Origin of the sequence: Cysteiniphilum sp. JM-1, from assembly GCF_008711525.1 — a bacterium.
GTDB lineage: Bacteria > Pseudomonadota > Gammaproteobacteria > Francisellales > Francisellaceae > Caedibacter.
On record NZ_VXKS01000011.1, the window covers coordinates 24394 to 39518 of the forward strand.

General features: G+C 40.3%; 14 protein-coding genes. 13 read left to right on the forward strand and 1 reads right to left on the reverse strand.

What is annotated here, in order from left to right; all coding sequences use genetic code 11:
- Positions 1–66: 66 nt before the first annotated feature.
- From thiC to F3D68_RS06510, 13 genes are all read left to right on the forward strand, one after another.
- Positions 67–1938: a phosphomethylpyrimidine synthase ThiC gene (gene thiC / locus F3D68_RS06450; protein WP_151193628.1), complete on the forward strand. Its 1872-nt coding sequence runs from the start codon at positions 67–69 to the stop codon at positions 1936–1938.
- Entirely contained in the window at positions 1928–2980 is a 1053-nt protein-coding gene (locus F3D68_RS06455) for an FAD-dependent oxidoreductase (protein ID WP_151193629.1), read from the forward strand. The genes thiC and F3D68_RS06455 overlap by 11 nt, the downstream gene beginning before the upstream one ends.
- A complete protein-coding gene (gene thiS / locus F3D68_RS06460) occupies positions 2977–3180 on the forward strand; it encodes a sulfur carrier protein ThiS (RefSeq protein WP_151193630.1) in 204 nt (67 codons plus the stop codon). Before F3D68_RS06455 ends, thiS begins: the two co-directional genes overlap by 4 nt.
- Entirely contained in the window at positions 3181–3966 is a 786-nt protein-coding gene (locus F3D68_RS06465; RefSeq protein WP_151193631.1) for a thiazole synthase, read from the forward strand.
- Positions 3967–4040: 74 nt separating this feature from the next.
- Positions 4041–5015, forward strand: coding sequence for a YbgA family protein (locus F3D68_RS06470; RefSeq protein ID WP_151193632.1), 975 nt, complete (start codon positions 4041–4043; stop codon positions 5013–5015).
- Entirely contained in the window at positions 5015–6532 is a 1518-nt protein-coding gene (gene thiE, locus F3D68_RS06475; protein ID WP_224728258.1) for a thiamine phosphate synthase, read from the forward strand. The genes F3D68_RS06470 and thiE overlap by 1 nt, the downstream gene beginning before the upstream one ends.
- Positions 6533–6577: 45 nt before the next feature.
- Positions 6578–7405 carry a transporter substrate-binding domain-containing protein gene (locus F3D68_RS06480; RefSeq protein WP_191092730.1) on the forward strand — a complete coding sequence of 276 codons (828 nt, stop codon included), beginning with the start codon at positions 6578–6580 and terminating at the stop codon, positions 7403–7405.
- A 23-nt stretch (positions 7406–7428) separates the two neighbouring features.
- Positions 7429–8214 (forward strand): class I SAM-dependent methyltransferase, encoded by a 786-nt coding sequence (locus F3D68_RS06485; protein ID WP_151193635.1) that lies wholly within the window; start codon positions 7429–7431, stop codon positions 8212–8214.
- Entirely contained in the window at positions 8211–8837 is a 627-nt protein-coding gene (gene upp / locus F3D68_RS06490; RefSeq protein WP_151193636.1) for a uracil phosphoribosyltransferase, read from the forward strand. The genes F3D68_RS06485 and upp overlap by 4 nt, the downstream gene beginning before the upstream one ends.
- A 75-nt stretch (positions 8838–8912) precedes the next feature.
- Positions 8913–10490, forward strand: coding sequence for a DNA recombination protein RmuC (rmuC, locus tag F3D68_RS06495; protein WP_151193637.1), 1578 nt, complete (start codon positions 8913–8915; stop codon positions 10488–10490).
- Positions 10477–12351 (forward strand): glycerophosphodiester phosphodiesterase family protein, encoded by a 1875-nt coding sequence (locus F3D68_RS06500; protein WP_151193638.1) that lies wholly within the window; start codon positions 10477–10479, stop codon positions 12349–12351. The genes rmuC and F3D68_RS06500 overlap by 14 nt, the downstream gene beginning before the upstream one ends.
- 3 nt (positions 12352–12354) lie before the next feature.
- On the forward strand, positions 12355–12843 hold the full coding sequence (gene purE, locus F3D68_RS06505; protein ID WP_151193639.1) for a 5-(carboxyamino)imidazole ribonucleotide mutase: 489 nt from the start codon (positions 12355–12357) through the stop codon (positions 12841–12843).
- Between the two features lie 53 nt (positions 12844–12896).
- Entirely contained in the window at positions 12897–13181 is a 285-nt protein-coding gene (locus tag F3D68_RS06510; protein WP_117003016.1) for a LysM peptidoglycan-binding domain-containing protein, read from the forward strand.
- A gap of 6 nt (positions 13182–13187) precedes the next feature.
- On the opposite strand, the gene F3D68_RS06515 is transcribed toward F3D68_RS06510, so the two are convergent.
- A complete protein-coding gene (locus tag F3D68_RS06515; protein WP_151193640.1) occupies positions 13188–14654 on the reverse strand; it encodes a ketol-acid reductoisomerase in 1467 nt (488 codons plus the stop codon).
- Positions 14655–15125 lie beyond the last annotated feature (471 nt).

Genomic DNA, 15125 nt, shown 5'->3' on the forward strand with positions numbered 1-15125 from the left:
GGTTGGTGCGATATATCACAAAAAGTTTTCCTACGCATGTAAAAGGCAAAATCTAAGGAGCCATACATGCCACAGCATAAAAAAACAGCATCAAGTAGCGACAAAGCGTCATTGACCTTATCAGCTGATTTACAAGTAGCTTATCCAGCATCGAGCAAAAAATATCTTAAGGCGGATGACAATATTTATGTGCCTTTTCGTTATATTGCCCAGAGCGATACGCTAACTGAGCAAGGGCGCGTGCAAAATCCTGAGATTGCGGTATATGATACCTCAGGCAAATATAGTGATGAGTCTTACAGCCATGATTTGGTTGAAGGCTTACCTAAATTGCGTCAAGCGTGGATTAAAGACAATAACGAGATCGAAACATTAACAGACTTTAGTGCTGAGTTTACCCATACACAAAAAGACTTAGCATTTCCCAAGCGTGCTAAGCCATTAAAAGCAAAGCAAGGTCATAATGTCACACAAATGCATTGCGCGCGTCGTGGAATAATCACCAAAGAAATGCGCTATGTTGCACTGCGCGAGAACTTAAAGCGTGCAAATGCCCATATTCAAGATCCTATTTTACTTAAGCAGCATTCTGGTGTTGATTTTGGCGCAAACATTCCCAATGAAATAACGCCTGAGTTTGTGCGCCAAGAGATCGCCTTGGGACGAGCGATTATTCCAAGTAATATCAATCATCCAGAAATGGAGCCGATGATTATAGGGCGCAATTTCAGTGTCAAAATTAATGCCAATATTGGGACATCTGCGGTGAGCTCATCGATTGCTGAGGAAGTCGAAAAAATGGTGATCGCGACGCGTTGGGGTGCCGATACAGTGATGGATTTATCAACGGGTAAAAACATTCATCAAACGCGTGAGTGGATTATTCGTAATTCACCTGTTCCAATTGGTACAGTCCCTATCTATCAAGCACTTGAAAAAGTCGATGGTCAAGCGGAGAAACTCACATGGGAGATCTTTCGCGATACCTTGATTGAACAAGCTGAGCAGGGAGTGAGTTATTTCACTATTCATGCTGGTGTGCGTTTGAAATATATTCATCTAACCGCTAAGAGACTAACAGGTATTGTCTCGCGCGGTGGCTCAATTATTGCCAAATGGTGTATTGCGCATCATAAAGAAAGCTTCATCTACACACACTTTGATGAAATCTGTGAAATTATGAAAGCCTATGATGTCGCTTTTTCTTTAGGTGATGGCTTGCGTCCAGGCTCTATTTTAGATGCTAATGATGAAGCGCAATTTGCTGAGCTTGAAACTCTTGGTGAGTTAACTAAGCGCGCGTGGAACCATGATGTACAGGTGATGATTGAAGGACCTGGGCACGTGCCGATGCAAATGATCAAAGAGAATATGACCAAAGAGCTTAAGGATTGCTTTGAAGCACCATTTTATACCTTGGGTCCCTTGGTGACGGATATAGCGCCTGGTTATGATCACATCACATCAGCGATAGGTGCAGCACAAATTGGCTGGTATGGCACCTCGATGCTCTGTTATGTGACACCTAAAGAGCACTTAGGGTTGCCGGATAAAGAGGATGTACGCGAGGGTATAGTTACCTATAAGCTGGCAGCGCATGCGGCTGATTTAGCCAAGGGCTTTCCTGCGGCGCAAATTCGTGATAATGCTTTATCAAAAGCCCGTTTTGAATTCAGGTGGCAAGACCAATTTAATTTAAGCCTTGATCCACAAAAAGCACAAAGCTTCCATGATCAGACTTTACCAAAAGAAGGGCATAAACTTGCACATTTTTGCTCGATGTGTGGGCCTAAATTCTGTTCGATGAAAATCACTCAAGAAGTGCGTGATTATGCTAAAGAACATAAGCTTGATTTAGCGGATGTTGCAAGCAAAGGCATGCAGCAGAAAAGTGAGGATTTTTTAGCGCAAGGTGCTGAAATTTATCATGTTGAATAGCATGCGTGTTGCGATTGTTGGTGGCGGTCTTGTTGGGCGCATACTGGCAATTACATTGCTTGAGTCATTCGCTGATATTAGGGTTGATCTATATGACAAAAGCACTGATTTTAGTGGTAAATCAAGTTGCGGTTATGCCGCAGCTGGCATGGTTGCCCCTGTTTCCGAAGCATTAGATGAAGGGCAAATGATTTATGATCTATCATGCTCTGCGGCAGGGGCTTGGCAGCGTATTGATCAGTGGCTATTGGGTGGTTTTTTCACTCAAACTGGAACAAATATCATTGCTCACCCTTTGGATCTGAGTGATCTTGAAACCAAAATTGCACGCGTTCAAAGATTGAGTTTACATGAACATGCTTATGCGCAAATTCCATTAACAGATCAGTATACTCAAGGTAAGCTTGCGCATCGCATGCTCCATATTGAGAATGAAGGCTGTGTTCATGTGCCGCAATTTTTTAGTCAATCAAGACTTTATTTGATGAATCATCCACGTGTTTCTTTACACTTGGCACAAGATATTTCCAAAGCTCAATTGCAAGATTTTCAAAGAGGTTATGATTATGTTTGTGATGCGCGCGGAATGGGTGCTAAAGATAACTTCAATGATTTATATGGTATTCGTGGCGAAGCTTTAGTGGTTTATGCTCCTGAAGTCAACATCACAGGAATCACTAGATTATGCCATCCGCGCATGCCGTTATATATCGTGCCACGTGGCAGTGGGTTTTATTATATTGGTGCGACGATTGTCCAATCAGAAGATATGAGTCAGATGAGTGTGATTTCACAGCTTACTTTATTAAGCGCTTTAGTAACTGTTGATGAGGGTTTTGCCGAAGCGCGGATTATCAAAAATTTCACTCAAGTACGCCCGTGCTTTAAAGAGGGCTTGCCAAGGCTCATGCAACAGAATAACCTGATAACACTCAATGGCTTTTATCGACATGGTTATCTTTTAGCGCCCATCTATGCGTTAAAAGTTATCGATAAAATGAGAAGTGATATAAAAGATATAAAAATAGTGGAGCAAGTATGATAGAGATCGTATTAAATGGTGAGAAAAAGCAATTGAAAAGTCAGCAATCATTGCAGGCGTTATTAACTGATATTGGCTTTGCTTCAAGCTATGCAGCGGTTGCGGTCAATAAATCAATTATTGATCACAGCGCTTATGATACAACACAAATTAAACAGGGTGATGAGATCGATATTCTCACACCCATGCAAGGTGGTTAGATGGAGCAATTACAGCTTTATGATATGAATCTTGACTCGCGCATGCTTTTGGGGACAGCGCTCTATCCAAGCTTGGAGAGTATGTATGATGCGATTAATATGTCGCAAACACAAATGGTCACCGTGGCATTAAAGCGCGAGTTGCATGGAGGCAAAAATAACTTTTTCTGGCAGAGCATACAGCAAAGTGGTTGTCATGTGTTACCTAATACCGCGGGCTGCAAGACAGCAGATGAAGCGTTGATGATTGCTAAGGCAGCAAGGCAAATTTTCAATACGGATTTTATTAAGCTTGAAGTCATTGGTGATAATCACACCTTACAACCTAATGTGTTTGAGCTTGTTAAAGCAGCAAAAATTCTCATTGATCAAGGATTTAAGGTGCTGCCTTATTGCACCGATGATTTAATCGTTTGCCAACAACTAGTCAATCTAGGCTGTAAAGTGATTATGCCGCTAGGTTCTTATATAGGCAGTGGGCAAGGCATTGTTAACCCATCGGCATTTAAACTGTTACGTTCGCGCTTGAAAGACATTACACTCATTGTTGATGCTGGTATTGGCACACCATCGGATGCCGTCTTAGCTATGGAGCTTGGATTTGATGGTGTGCTCTTAAATAGCGCGGTGGCATTAGCTGAAAACCCACCACTGATGGCAGATGCTTTTCGTTTGGCGATTGAGTCTGGCAGAAAAGCATATTTAGCTAAACGCATGCCGCAAAGAGAGCTAGCGCAGGCAAGTACGCCGTTGCAAGATACGCCATTTTGGCATCAAATAAACTAAGTTAAGCTATATTGTGTTATGTGATTTTGTGTTCATGATAAGTATTTTAAACTTTTAGGTTACAAGGAGTGAATATGTCAAATACAAAGGAAACGCGAGTAAGAAATAAACCAATGATTGCCGTTTCAAGCTGTCTTTTAGGTAATAATGTTCGTTTTAATGGTGCTAATTCGCATAAGAAAATGATCACCGAAGAATTGGCACTTATTTTTGATTACCAGCCTGTTTGTCCAGAGATGTCAGCAGGTTTTGGTGTGCCGCGTGAGCCTATTTATCTTGAGTTGAAAGAGAATAACAATATTGCGGCAGTGAAGCATGATCAAGTCACCGATGTCAGCCCGCAATTACAACAAGGTGTTGATAAAGCCGCATCAAGCCTTCAAGATGTTGACGGCTTTATTTTAAAAAAGTCCTCACCTAGCTGTGGCAATGGCAGTGTTAAACTTTACAATGATAAGCATGGGATCATTCATAACAAAGCAGATGGTTTTTTCGTGGCATATGTTAAAAAGCATTGCCCCCTTTTGCCACTTGAGGATGAAGGTCGTTTAAATGATCCTTATTTAAAAGAGCATTTTATCAAGCGTGTGCTATTGACTAGACAAGCTAAAAATGAAGTATTACATGCTCAAAACATTAATGATCTGATGGCTTTTCATACACGTCATAAAATTATCTTACGTTTACATCATCCTGATGCGCAAAAAGCTTTAGGTCGCTTGCTTGCTAATGGACATCAGCAAAACTTTGAGCTGGTTAAGAAAAGCTATTATGAAATGTTTTTAATGGCGCTGCAAAAAGTAGCTACGCGTGGCAAACATCATACGATTTTGCAGCGCATGTTGCGTGAAATTAACAAATTGATCTCAAAACAAGAACGTGATGATTTGCAACATAAAATCAAACAGTATCATGTAGGCATTTTGCCGTTAGCAGTACCTGTTGAGATTATTAAGCACTACCTTACACGTTATGATATTGAGTTCTTAGCGCAACAAAGTTATCTAAATCTATACCCAGAATCTCTGGGGCTTATGAGTAAAATGTGATGATAAAAGAAGATAATAAAGCCAACCTATTAGTCATTGGTGGCATTGATCCAACAGCACACGCGGGTGTGTTGCAAGATATCAAAGTAGCTAACTATTTTAAGGTAGATTGCACTGCCGTGGTATCGGCAAATACTGTGCAAAATGATCGTGATTTTATAGCGCTTAACGTTGTTGAGGATACTGTCTTTTATGAGCAATTTACAGCTGTTGTTAATATGCACAAACCACAAGTGATTAAAAGCGGTGTGCTAGCTTCGGTTGCTCAAATTAAAATGCTAAGTAAATTCTTGCAAGCTAATCCACAGGTGAAATATATCTGTGATCCTGTGATTGCAACAAGCTCAGGTGGCATGTTGATGAATGCGGATATTATAAGTGCGTTAAAACAACAGCTATTGCCACTATGTTACTTATTAACACCGAATTTACCTGAAGCAGCTAGTTTGTTAAATGATGAGAATATCAATCAAAAATCGCCTGTTGAGATTGCATACACATTAAAATCCTTATATGAAATACAACATGTCTTATTAAAAGGAGGACATGCTTTAGTCGAAAACCAAAGGGGCTGTGATTATTTGACACTTGAAGCTCAAGAAGGCGTGCATTATCAAAGCAAAGCAGTCTATGAGGGTAATATACGTGGTACGGGTTGCGCCTTGGCAAGCAGTATTGCGGCTCTTGTGGCGCAAGATGAGAAGATAACAGAAGCGATTTGTATCGCTAAATATCATCTATCACAACAGATGGATAAAGCGGTTAATGATCTCCCTCAACTAGAGGTTAGATATTTAAGCTATTATGCTCAAGATGCCATGGATAATGTAAGTTATTTGCCAGAGATGAGTTATCAAAAAACCGAACATAAAAAGTTTCCACAAATGCAGCATCCAATAGGCTTTTATCCCGTTGTTGATCATGTTGATTGGGTGGAAAAATTGGCGAAATTAGGCGTTAGAACCATTCAGTTGCGACTAAAAGGCTTATCCCCAGATGCGTTGGAAGCTCAAATTAAAAAAGCAAATGTTATTGCTAAAGCCTATAACTTATCTTTGTTTATTAATGATCATTGGCAATTGGCGATTAAATATGAATGTTTTGGTGTGCATTTAGGACAAGAGGATCTAGATACTGCCAATTTGCATGAGATTGCTGAAGCGGGTCTGCGTCTAGGAATCAGCACGCATAACTATGTTGAATTAGCGCGCGCATTAACACTCAAGCCTTCATATGTTGCATTAGGTCCCATTTACCCGACAACGACCAAAGAGATGAAGTTTAATGAGCAGGGATTAGATAAATTGCGTATTTGGCGTAAGCTTTGTCAAGAAACACCGCTTGTTGCTATTGGTGGAATCTTTGAGCCACAAATGGCTGATGTCTGGCAATGTGGTGTCGATGGTGTTGCGGTTGTGAGCTACATAACCAAGACTCAAGATCTGCAAAGGGCTGTGGCAACAGCGCAAGACTTTGAGCAGATAGCGCTGGGAAGTCATCTTGAATATAGTATATGATGACATGCGTTAATAAAGATGGAAGTGGCATATCAGGAGCAAGTAATGCAAGTTAAACAAGTCAAAAAAATTATTTTTACCGCCAGTGCAGCAACAGCGATGGTTTTATTTAGCAATAGTGCGTTAGCTAACCAAAAGCAATTGCGTGTTTGTACCACAGGAGATTATCCACCATTGACATCATATGATGCAAGTACGGGAGAGTATAAAGGCTTTGCAATCAGTGTTGCAAAAGAGTTTGCGCATAAGATTCAGCGTAAAGTTGAATTTGTGCATAGTACATGGTCGACCTTAAGTGATGATCTTAAGACAAAATGTGACATCGCGATGGGTGGTATTAGTTACACACCTGAGCGTGCAAGCATGTTTTATTTATCAACGGGCGTGTTGTCGAACCAAAAAGCTCCTGTTTTTTCTAAAGCAAATGAGTCTACGTTTAAAAACCTTGCGAGCATTGACCAAAAAGGTGTGACCGTTATTGAGAATAAAGGTGGCACAAATCAGCCTTTTGCTGAGAGCTATATTCGTAATGCTGAAGTAAAGATTTTACCAACCAATGCAGAAGTGTATGCCTGTTTGAACAAATACCCTCAAAAGAAACTTGTTATGTTTACTGACAAAATTGAAGTGCAATACCGTGCAGATATGAAAGATAGTGTGTTGAGTGATCACGGACTTAAATTTGATTTAAATTCTATCTCAGGCAATAAAGTCAGCCAAAAGGTTTTTATGACCAATAAAACCAAAGATGGCAAGTGGTTAATTAAGAAAATGAACAGCTTTTATAAGCATCATAAAAAAGACTTTAACACGTGGTATCAAGATGCCTTAAAAATGCAATATCCTGCAGTGAAGGCGAGTTGCCCATTTTAGTGTTTTAGATCATAGGATAAATAATGGATTATCAGAAAATTATCGATGAATACCCGCAAGAATATTGTTCATTACTTGAGCTTTGCTATGGTGAGGGCATGATGTCAGAAGGCGGGAGTGAAGCTATTGATCAGCTTTTTTCAGGTGTTGATTTATACAATAAAAAAGTATTAGAAATTGGCTTTGGTCAAGGCGGTTTGGCACAGTATATTTCAAGTAAATATCCAAGTATTGATTATCATGGTGTTGAGATTAATGCCGATATGGTTAAGCATGCAAATAAACATTACAAGAAACCAAACACGCATTTCTATCACTTAGAAAACCCTGATGTTTTGCCCTTTTCAGAGCTAAGCTTTGATCTGATATTTTCCAAAGGAGTATTGGTGCATTTGGATAATAAACTACCATTATTTACAGAAATACATCGTGTTTGTAAAAAAGATGGGCTGTTTATTGTGAATGACTGGTTAAGTCCAGATGGGGCAGGGTTTGGAGAACTTGTCGATAAAATGTGTGAGCTTGAAGGGTTAACGCTTTATCCAACAACTATGACCCAATATGTTGAAGTATTAACAGCGGCGGGGTTTTTAGTGGAGTCGATGACTGGTGAAAATAAAGCGTATGCACAATATAATGCAGATGTTGTGACACGTTTGCAGCAACAAGCAATAAAGCAACAATTTCTAGCAACATATAGTGAAGAAGAATATCAAGAATGTATTGATGCCTATGGCTGGATTTCACAGGCTTTCGCACAGGAGAGTTTGTTATTGAGACATTTTGTAAGTAGGAAAACCAAGCAATGAAAACTCATGAAATTGTACATCCGGTTGTGCAGCATAAATTAAGCCTATTAAGGGATGAGTCGACTTCAAGTCGTGACTTTAGAATGATCACTAGCGAGCTTGCCATGCTGTTATGTTATGAAGCATTAAGTGACCTGATGGTTGAAGAGGAAATTATTGAGCATTGGCAGGGGCGGCTTGCAGTGCCTATGCTTAAAAAGCCATTGCCGACTTTTTGCCCGATACTGCGTGCAGGACTTGGTATGTTAGATGGTGCGTTATCTTTATTACCGAATGCGCCAGTGACAATGATCGGTGTTGAGCGTGATGAAGAGACTGCTGAGCCGCGCGAGTATTACTTCAAAGCATGTGTTGATATTAATAAACGCATTGCGGTCATTCTCGATCCAATGCTTGCCACTGCCGGATCAATCAATAAGACGATTTCACTGCTTAAATCCGCAGGATGCAAGCATTTTATTGTGGTGACGCTATTATCCTCACCAGAGGGTATTAGGGCTCTTGAGAAAGCGCATCCCGAGGTTGAGCTTTATACCGCTTCAATTGATCAATGCTTGAATGAAAAAGCCTATATTATCCCTGGACTTGGTGATGCAGGTGATAAAATTTTTGCAACCAAATGATATTTACAAGCGATGACATCAATTTTATGGCATGATATAGCCCAAATTATCAAAGCATAATGCAAAGGAAAAGTTATGTTGGTCGGACTGATCATTGCCGCCTTTATATTGGGTCTTATTATTGGGTTTTTATTCGTCAAAGTTTCAAGCAAATCACAACAAGTGAAGTTAAAAGCGCTTGAAGAGCAATTGCCGCAAATTGAGGCGCTACTTCAGGATAAAGAGAGTCAACTGCAGCAAAGCCAGCAGCAAAACTTGGTATTGACAACAGATCATAAGCATTACCAAGAGCAAGAAAGGCGCTTAAGCCAGGAACTCAGTATGACAAAACAAAAGTTTGAGATTCGCAGTGAGGAAGTGCTCAAGCTGCAAAATAAACTTGCCAGTGATGAAGTCAAGATTGATTCGTTAGCTAAAGATGGCGAGCGCTTGATAGTTGAGCTTAGTAAACTCTCAGCTAAGCATGATGGCTTACTTGCTAAAGTTGATCATTTAACTGAGGAAAAATCAGCACTTCAGGCGGAGCGCTCAAAATTCTTAAAACACATTGAAGCACAAGAGCAAAACGCGCAGGAAAAAATTGCACTACTAGAGAATGCTAAAAAGAGTTTGACGGAACAGTTTGAGAATTTGGCAAATCGCATTTTTGAAGAAAAGGGCGAGAAGTTTGCCAATCAGAATAAAGTCAATTTGGCAGAAGTATTACAGCCTTTTAAAAATGATATTAACGAGTTTAAAAAGAAAGTTGATGATGTTTATGTGCATGAGGCAAAAGAGCGTGCTTCATTGCAAAAAGAAGTCAATAAGCTGTTTGAATTAAACCAAGAGATGAACAAAGAAGCGAAAAATCTTACCAAAGCGCTTAAAGGTGATAAGAAACTGCAAGGCGATTGGGGAGAGGTGGTGCTTGAGCGCGTGCTTGAATCATCAGGTCTACGCAAAGGTCATGAATATGATGTGCAGACAAGCTTCAAAGCAAGTGATGATGAGGATAATACCAAAGTCATGCGCCCTGATGCAATCGTTCACTTGCCAGATGGCAAAGACGTCATTATCGATGCTAAGGTTTCCTTGGTAAGTTATGATGCCTATACGCGTGCTGATAGTGATAGCTCAAAACAAGAGTATCTTAAGAAGCATATTGACGCTATTCGTCAGCATATTGCATTGTTGTCATCTAAAAACTACGAGCGTTTATCACAGGTTAATTCATTGGATTTTATTTTGATGTTTATGCCAATTGAAGCAGCTTTTGTAGTGGCATTTCAGCATGATGATAGCTTGTTTCAAGAAGCCTTTAAAAAGCGCATTATTATCGTAACACCAACGACCTTATTGGCAACCTTAGGCACTATTCGTAACACATGGAAATATGAAAGCTTAAACAAAAACGCGAGTGACATCACCGAGCGCGCAACTAAGATGCTCGATAAATTCCGTGGTTTTGTCGAAGACGTTGAAACACTTGGTAAGCAGTTAGATAAAACCAAAGAGACTTATGATGGTGCGTTGAACAAGCTAACCAAAGGAAGAGGCAACTTAATCTCCCAAGCCGTGCAACTCGAAAATATGGGGGTGCATATGAAAAAGTCATTACCGCAAGATATTGTTGAGCAATCAGAACTGGAGTTGTCACAACATGAAGATAAGTAAATTTATTGCCCATAGAGGGGCGAATAAAATTGCGCCTGAAAATACGATGTTGGCATTTGAAAAGGCCTATCAAGCAGGAGCGCGCTGGATTGAGTTGGATGTACAGTTAAGTGCTGATAATATGCTTTTTATTTTTCATGATAATAATGCTAAGAAGCTTACAGGGTTAGATGTTGATCTAACGAGTCAAACTTGGACTGATATTAGTGAGCTTCATGTATTAAACGATCGCTTCCCAGAGGTGCATGCCAAGATCCCAACGATGGATGAATATTTAGCTTGGATGGCAACTAAATCGGATCTATATACCAATATTGAGATTAAGGTCAAAGCTGAGTTTGATGCTGCTTATGAAGAGCGTTTAGTTAAGAGTTTACTAGATCTTGTTGAGCGTTACCCGCAATTATATTCACGTATCTTGTTATCGAGCTTTTCAGAGTACGTCTTAGCGCAATTGGCTGAAAGTAAAATAAAACTGGCATGTGAATTTTTGCTTGAGGTTGAAGATTGGCAGCGTGAAGAGCATAGTGTTTTTACTGAAACAAAGAAGAAGTTTGATCAGTGGGGCTGTATCGCTCTAGGTATTAATAGTACTGTACTTAATCGTGAGCGTATTGCGCAATTAAAAGAAGCTTTTCACACCGTGTTGGTTTATTCGATTGGCTCATTACCGGATGAAGAAATTCATAAGTTACTTAACGAGGGTGCTGATAGTGTATTTATCGATAGTATGACTGCGTTGCAATCTGACATAAAGCGCATTGGTTTTTTAGCAACGGGTGATGAGATCACCACCGGTGATGTCATTAATACCAATACCCCTAAGTTAGCTGAAAAGCTATATGAATATGGCTTTCAGCCAGGGTTACATCTAGCCTGTTTTGATGTTAAAGAGAAGCTCAAAACAAGTCTTCGGTTTTTGCTGCAAGAGCATGATGTTGTTATTACAGTGGGTGGTTTGGGACCTACTGAAGATGATAAGACCTGCGAGGCGATTGCCGAAGTTTTTAATAAATCGTTAGTGTTTAATGAAGATTCTTGGCAGCGAATTTTCACGCGTATTTCCAGTCGCTTTGCAACTGTGCCTGAGAATAACAAGAAACAGGCGTATTTCCCCGAAGGTGCGGAGGTACTTGTTAATGCGCAAGGTACAGCGGATGGTTGTTATATCAATGCTGATAATAGGCATTTATTTATGCTGCCGGGACCGCCACATGAATGTTTACCGATGTTTGATCAAGAGGTTTTACCCAGACTGCTTCATTTGAAGCTACATAACACGCCGGTACGCTATCAATGGCAATTATTGGGCGCTTCAGAGGCGCATATTGCCAAGATGTTAAGTCCATTGGCTGCTGAATATCAGCTAGAGCTTGGTTATCGCGCAGCATATCCATATCTTGAGGTTAAGCTGCATGTCACGACCGCACAGGATGTGTCGTTACTCGCTCATGAGATTACCAAAGTGGTTGAGCCGTTTTTAGCAACAACGACTAAGCAACATGCTAGTGAAGTGCTCAAAACTTATCTTAAAACAGGTGAAGTGAGTCTAAGCATGCAAAAGGATGTCACCAAAGGTTATGTATACAGTCATTTAGCACAATTGATGCCAGTCACTGAAACTAAGCCAAAGTTAAGTGTGCAGTTGCAAACCAATGGCATGCTTGGCTTTTGGAGCAAAAGCGCACACTTGGTTGATGATCTGTCTTTAGTCATTAAGGCGCATGATCATGTTAAAAATAGAAGCTTTGAACAAGAGCATCATGTGCGTTTTAGCAATAAAGGTAAGCATAGTTTTCAATTTATATATGAGTGGATTTGTGCGCAAGTTTTACATGTTATTCAAAAAGAGGGGATTTAAAGGATGAGTAAACCATTAGTTGGCGTCGTTATGGGCTCAAAGTCTGATTGGGAAACAATGCAAAATACCACAGAAACCTTAAAGAAATTGGGTATTCCTTATGAGGTGCAAGTTGTTTCAGCGCATCGCACGCCTGATTTATTATTTAGCTATGCGGAAACAGCTGAGCAGAAAGGACTAAAAGCAATTATTGCAGGTGCCGGAGGAGCGGCGCACCTACCAGGCATGCTTGCAGCGAAAACGCATATCCCTGTGCTTGGGGTGCCGGTGCAATCCAAAGCTTTATCGGGACAAGATTCATTGTTATCTATTGTGCAAATGCCAGCAGGCATTCCGGTGGCAACATTTGCCATTGGGCGTGCTGGTGCTGTCAATGCCGCTTTGTTTGCATGCAGTATATTGGCTGTTGAGCATCATGAATATAATGAGGCAATCAAACAATATCGTCAGGCACAGACGGATAGTGTGTTAAGAGATACAGCTTTAGAATAATTTGCTATACTCGATCGTGCTGATTAAGTAAACGTTAAACATAGGAGTTGAAAATGATGAATAAAAAAAGTCTACTGAGCTTAAGCGCGCTGGCAGCAGCTGGCTTGTTGTTGGCAGGATGTGCGACAAAAACAGTATATCTCACGCCGGATCAATATTGTCAAACTGAAACCTTACAATCCTATACAGTGAAAAAAGGTGATAGTTTAAGCAAGATTGCTAAAGCGAATAATACGACTGAAAGCTGCATCAAATCATTGAATCATTTGAAAGGAAACGTGATTAGCCCAGAGCAAAAACTCTATCTTCCTGTCGTACCTAAGAGTAGCTGGATTTAATTGGTATTAGCAAACAACACTAATATCAACCGATGGACGCAAAGTTGAGCAGACGGCTAATGCTTCATGTACAGGGTGATTTGCAAATTTTGTAAACGGTGCATTGCTTGGCGCTTTTTGATCAATTGCAGGGATTGCTTGTTGCATTAAGTTATAGTCAAAGCGTGGCGCCCATTTGCGTGCGCCAAGGCGTGCAGTGGTTGAACAGTTGTCAACCATGTGCGCAACACCTTTAAAGTGCATATATGGATTAAGTGAGTCAACGGCTTCGATAATTGACTCATTCACGATCTCTGAATAGCTGTGACCTTTTTCAGCTAAAACATCAACTTGGGCGATAATGCAGGCAAGGTAAACACCCGCAGTGATTGGGTCATTTGGCATATTGTTGTTATCGCGTTGACTACGTACTTTCTCGCCGACTTTCCACATGTCAGTGCCATCGATTTTGCCCATTGGTAGGCGCGAATGGCGTTTGCCTGCCAAGGTGACTGATCGAAATTCATTGCCACTTTCAACATCTTCATAGATCTCAAAAAGAATATCTAAGCAGGGTGTATAGGCAGCATTGTAAGCATTCTCAAACTTTTCTTTATCTGCTGAACTAAAGCTGTCATAAACCTTTTTAAGCCCCTGTGTTGAGATGGTTTTTGAGATATTACCTGTGATTGCTTCAGCAGTGCGCTTGAAAGCCTCTTCAGGGTTAACACCATTATCGGTAAAGTGGCGATAAAGCACTTCAATAATGCCATGAACGGCACCGAGTAATACACCGCGCTCGCCAAAAATGTCTGAGCGATATTCCATCTCCATCGTCGTTGGGAAAACAAATGGTGCGCCACAGGCAATTGCCCAAGCAAGCGCATAATCAGTTGGCTTACCATTGACGTCTTGATAAACGGCAATGCTACTGTTAATGCCCGCACCATTAACCGTTTTGCCTTGTTCATAAAGTCGTCTTACCGAAGGTCCCATCCCTTTTGGACACATTGCAACAATATTAATATCATTGCGAATTGGCGCATTGATTGTCTTCATATAGCCGATTAAAAAACCATGCGAAAAGCCAAGGGTACTTCCTGGTTTTGCCGCAGCAAAAATTTCTTTGTAAAGTTCAGCTTGTGCTGCATCTGAAATCAAAATGATCGCTAAATCAGATTTAGAAATAACGTCAAACATCTCACCTAATGTGCCATCTGCCTTAGAGAAGCCTGCTGCTTCAGCAGATTTTTCTGATTTGGAATTAGCGCGCAATCCAACACACACTTTAATATCAGTGTCAGCGAGTGAATCACGTAAGTTTTGCGCTTGCGCTGGACCTTGTGAGCTCCAGCCAATCACACCGATTTGCTTGATACCCTCAAATGCTTGTGGCAGCTTTGAGAATAAATGACGACCTCCGGCAACAATTGTTTCACTGTTGCCGCCTAAGTTGTACTCTTTGACTTCAAAAATATTGCTTTGGATTTTCATATGGTCTTACCTCATTGTTTTTAGTGTTTCTAATAATTAAAAATAAAAATTCGCCGATAAACTTATTGTGCTATAAAGTTTGTGTTGAAATAAAGTGAATTATCATCAATTATATATTGCGTATTTTGCAATAATCACGACGATTAAGGTTTATTGTGACTGAAAATGTATTGTTTTTAGATAAATATTATAAAAATTAAAAAAATACTTGACCTTTGTTCTGCTTAAGTAAATAATGCGCGACAGAACCAAATAGTGTTCCCCGATATGTGGGCACATGTGACCCTCCCCAACATGATATTAAGGAGCTAAACATGATAACTTTTCACTCACTTCAACCACCCAGTTGTTGATCTTTTGCAGTTGGAGATAAATAGATTATTTCTATAGCTGTTTCATTAATACTTTTATATTTGATTGACTGCGTTTATAGTTTCTGACATCCGTCGCAAAATGAGTTATGCCATCTGT

What these genes read in the sequence shown, in the direction of transcription:
- thiC (WP_151193628.1), top strand. Translation starts at nt 67, where the DNA reads ATGCCACAGCATAAAAAAACAGCATCAAGTAGCGACAAAGCGTCATTG.
- F3D68_RS06455 (WP_151193629.1), top strand. Translation starts at nt 1,928, where the DNA reads ATGTTGAATAGCATGCGTGTTGCGATTGTTGGTGGCGGTCTTGTTGGG.
- thiS (WP_151193630.1), top strand. Translation starts at nt 2,977, where the DNA reads ATGATAGAGATCGTATTAAATGGTGAGAAAAAGCAATTGAAAAGTCAG.
- F3D68_RS06465 (WP_151193631.1), top strand. Translation starts at nt 3,181, where the DNA reads ATGGAGCAATTACAGCTTTATGATATGAATCTTGACTCGCGCATGCTT.
- F3D68_RS06470 (WP_151193632.1), top strand. Translation starts at nt 4,041, where the DNA reads ATGTCAAATACAAAGGAAACGCGAGTAAGAAATAAACCAATGATTGCC.
- thiE (WP_224728258.1), top strand. Translation starts at nt 5,015, where the DNA reads ATGATAAAAGAAGATAATAAAGCCAACCTATTAGTCATTGGTGGCATT.
- F3D68_RS06480 (WP_191092730.1), top strand. Translation starts at nt 6,578, where the DNA reads ATGCAAGTTAAACAAGTCAAAAAAATTATTTTTACCGCCAGTGCAGCA.
- F3D68_RS06485 (WP_151193635.1), top strand. Translation starts at nt 7,429, where the DNA reads ATGGATTATCAGAAAATTATCGATGAATACCCGCAAGAATATTGTTCA.
- upp (WP_151193636.1), top strand. Translation starts at nt 8,211, where the DNA reads ATGAAAACTCATGAAATTGTACATCCGGTTGTGCAGCATAAATTAAGC.
- rmuC (WP_151193637.1), top strand. Translation starts at nt 8,913, where the DNA reads ATGTTGGTCGGACTGATCATTGCCGCCTTTATATTGGGTCTTATTATT.
- F3D68_RS06500 (WP_151193638.1), top strand. Translation starts at nt 10,477, where the DNA reads ATGAAGATAAGTAAATTTATTGCCCATAGAGGGGCGAATAAAATTGCG.
- purE (WP_151193639.1), top strand. Translation starts at nt 12,355, where the DNA reads ATGAGTAAACCATTAGTTGGCGTCGTTATGGGCTCAAAGTCTGATTGG.
- F3D68_RS06510 (WP_117003016.1), top strand. Translation starts at nt 12,897, where the DNA reads ATGATGAATAAAAAAAGTCTACTGAGCTTAAGCGCGCTGGCAGCAGCT.
- F3D68_RS06515 (WP_151193640.1), bottom strand. Translation starts at nt 14,654, where the DNA reads ATGAAAATCCAAAGCAATATTTTTGAAGTCAAAGAGTACAACTTAGGC.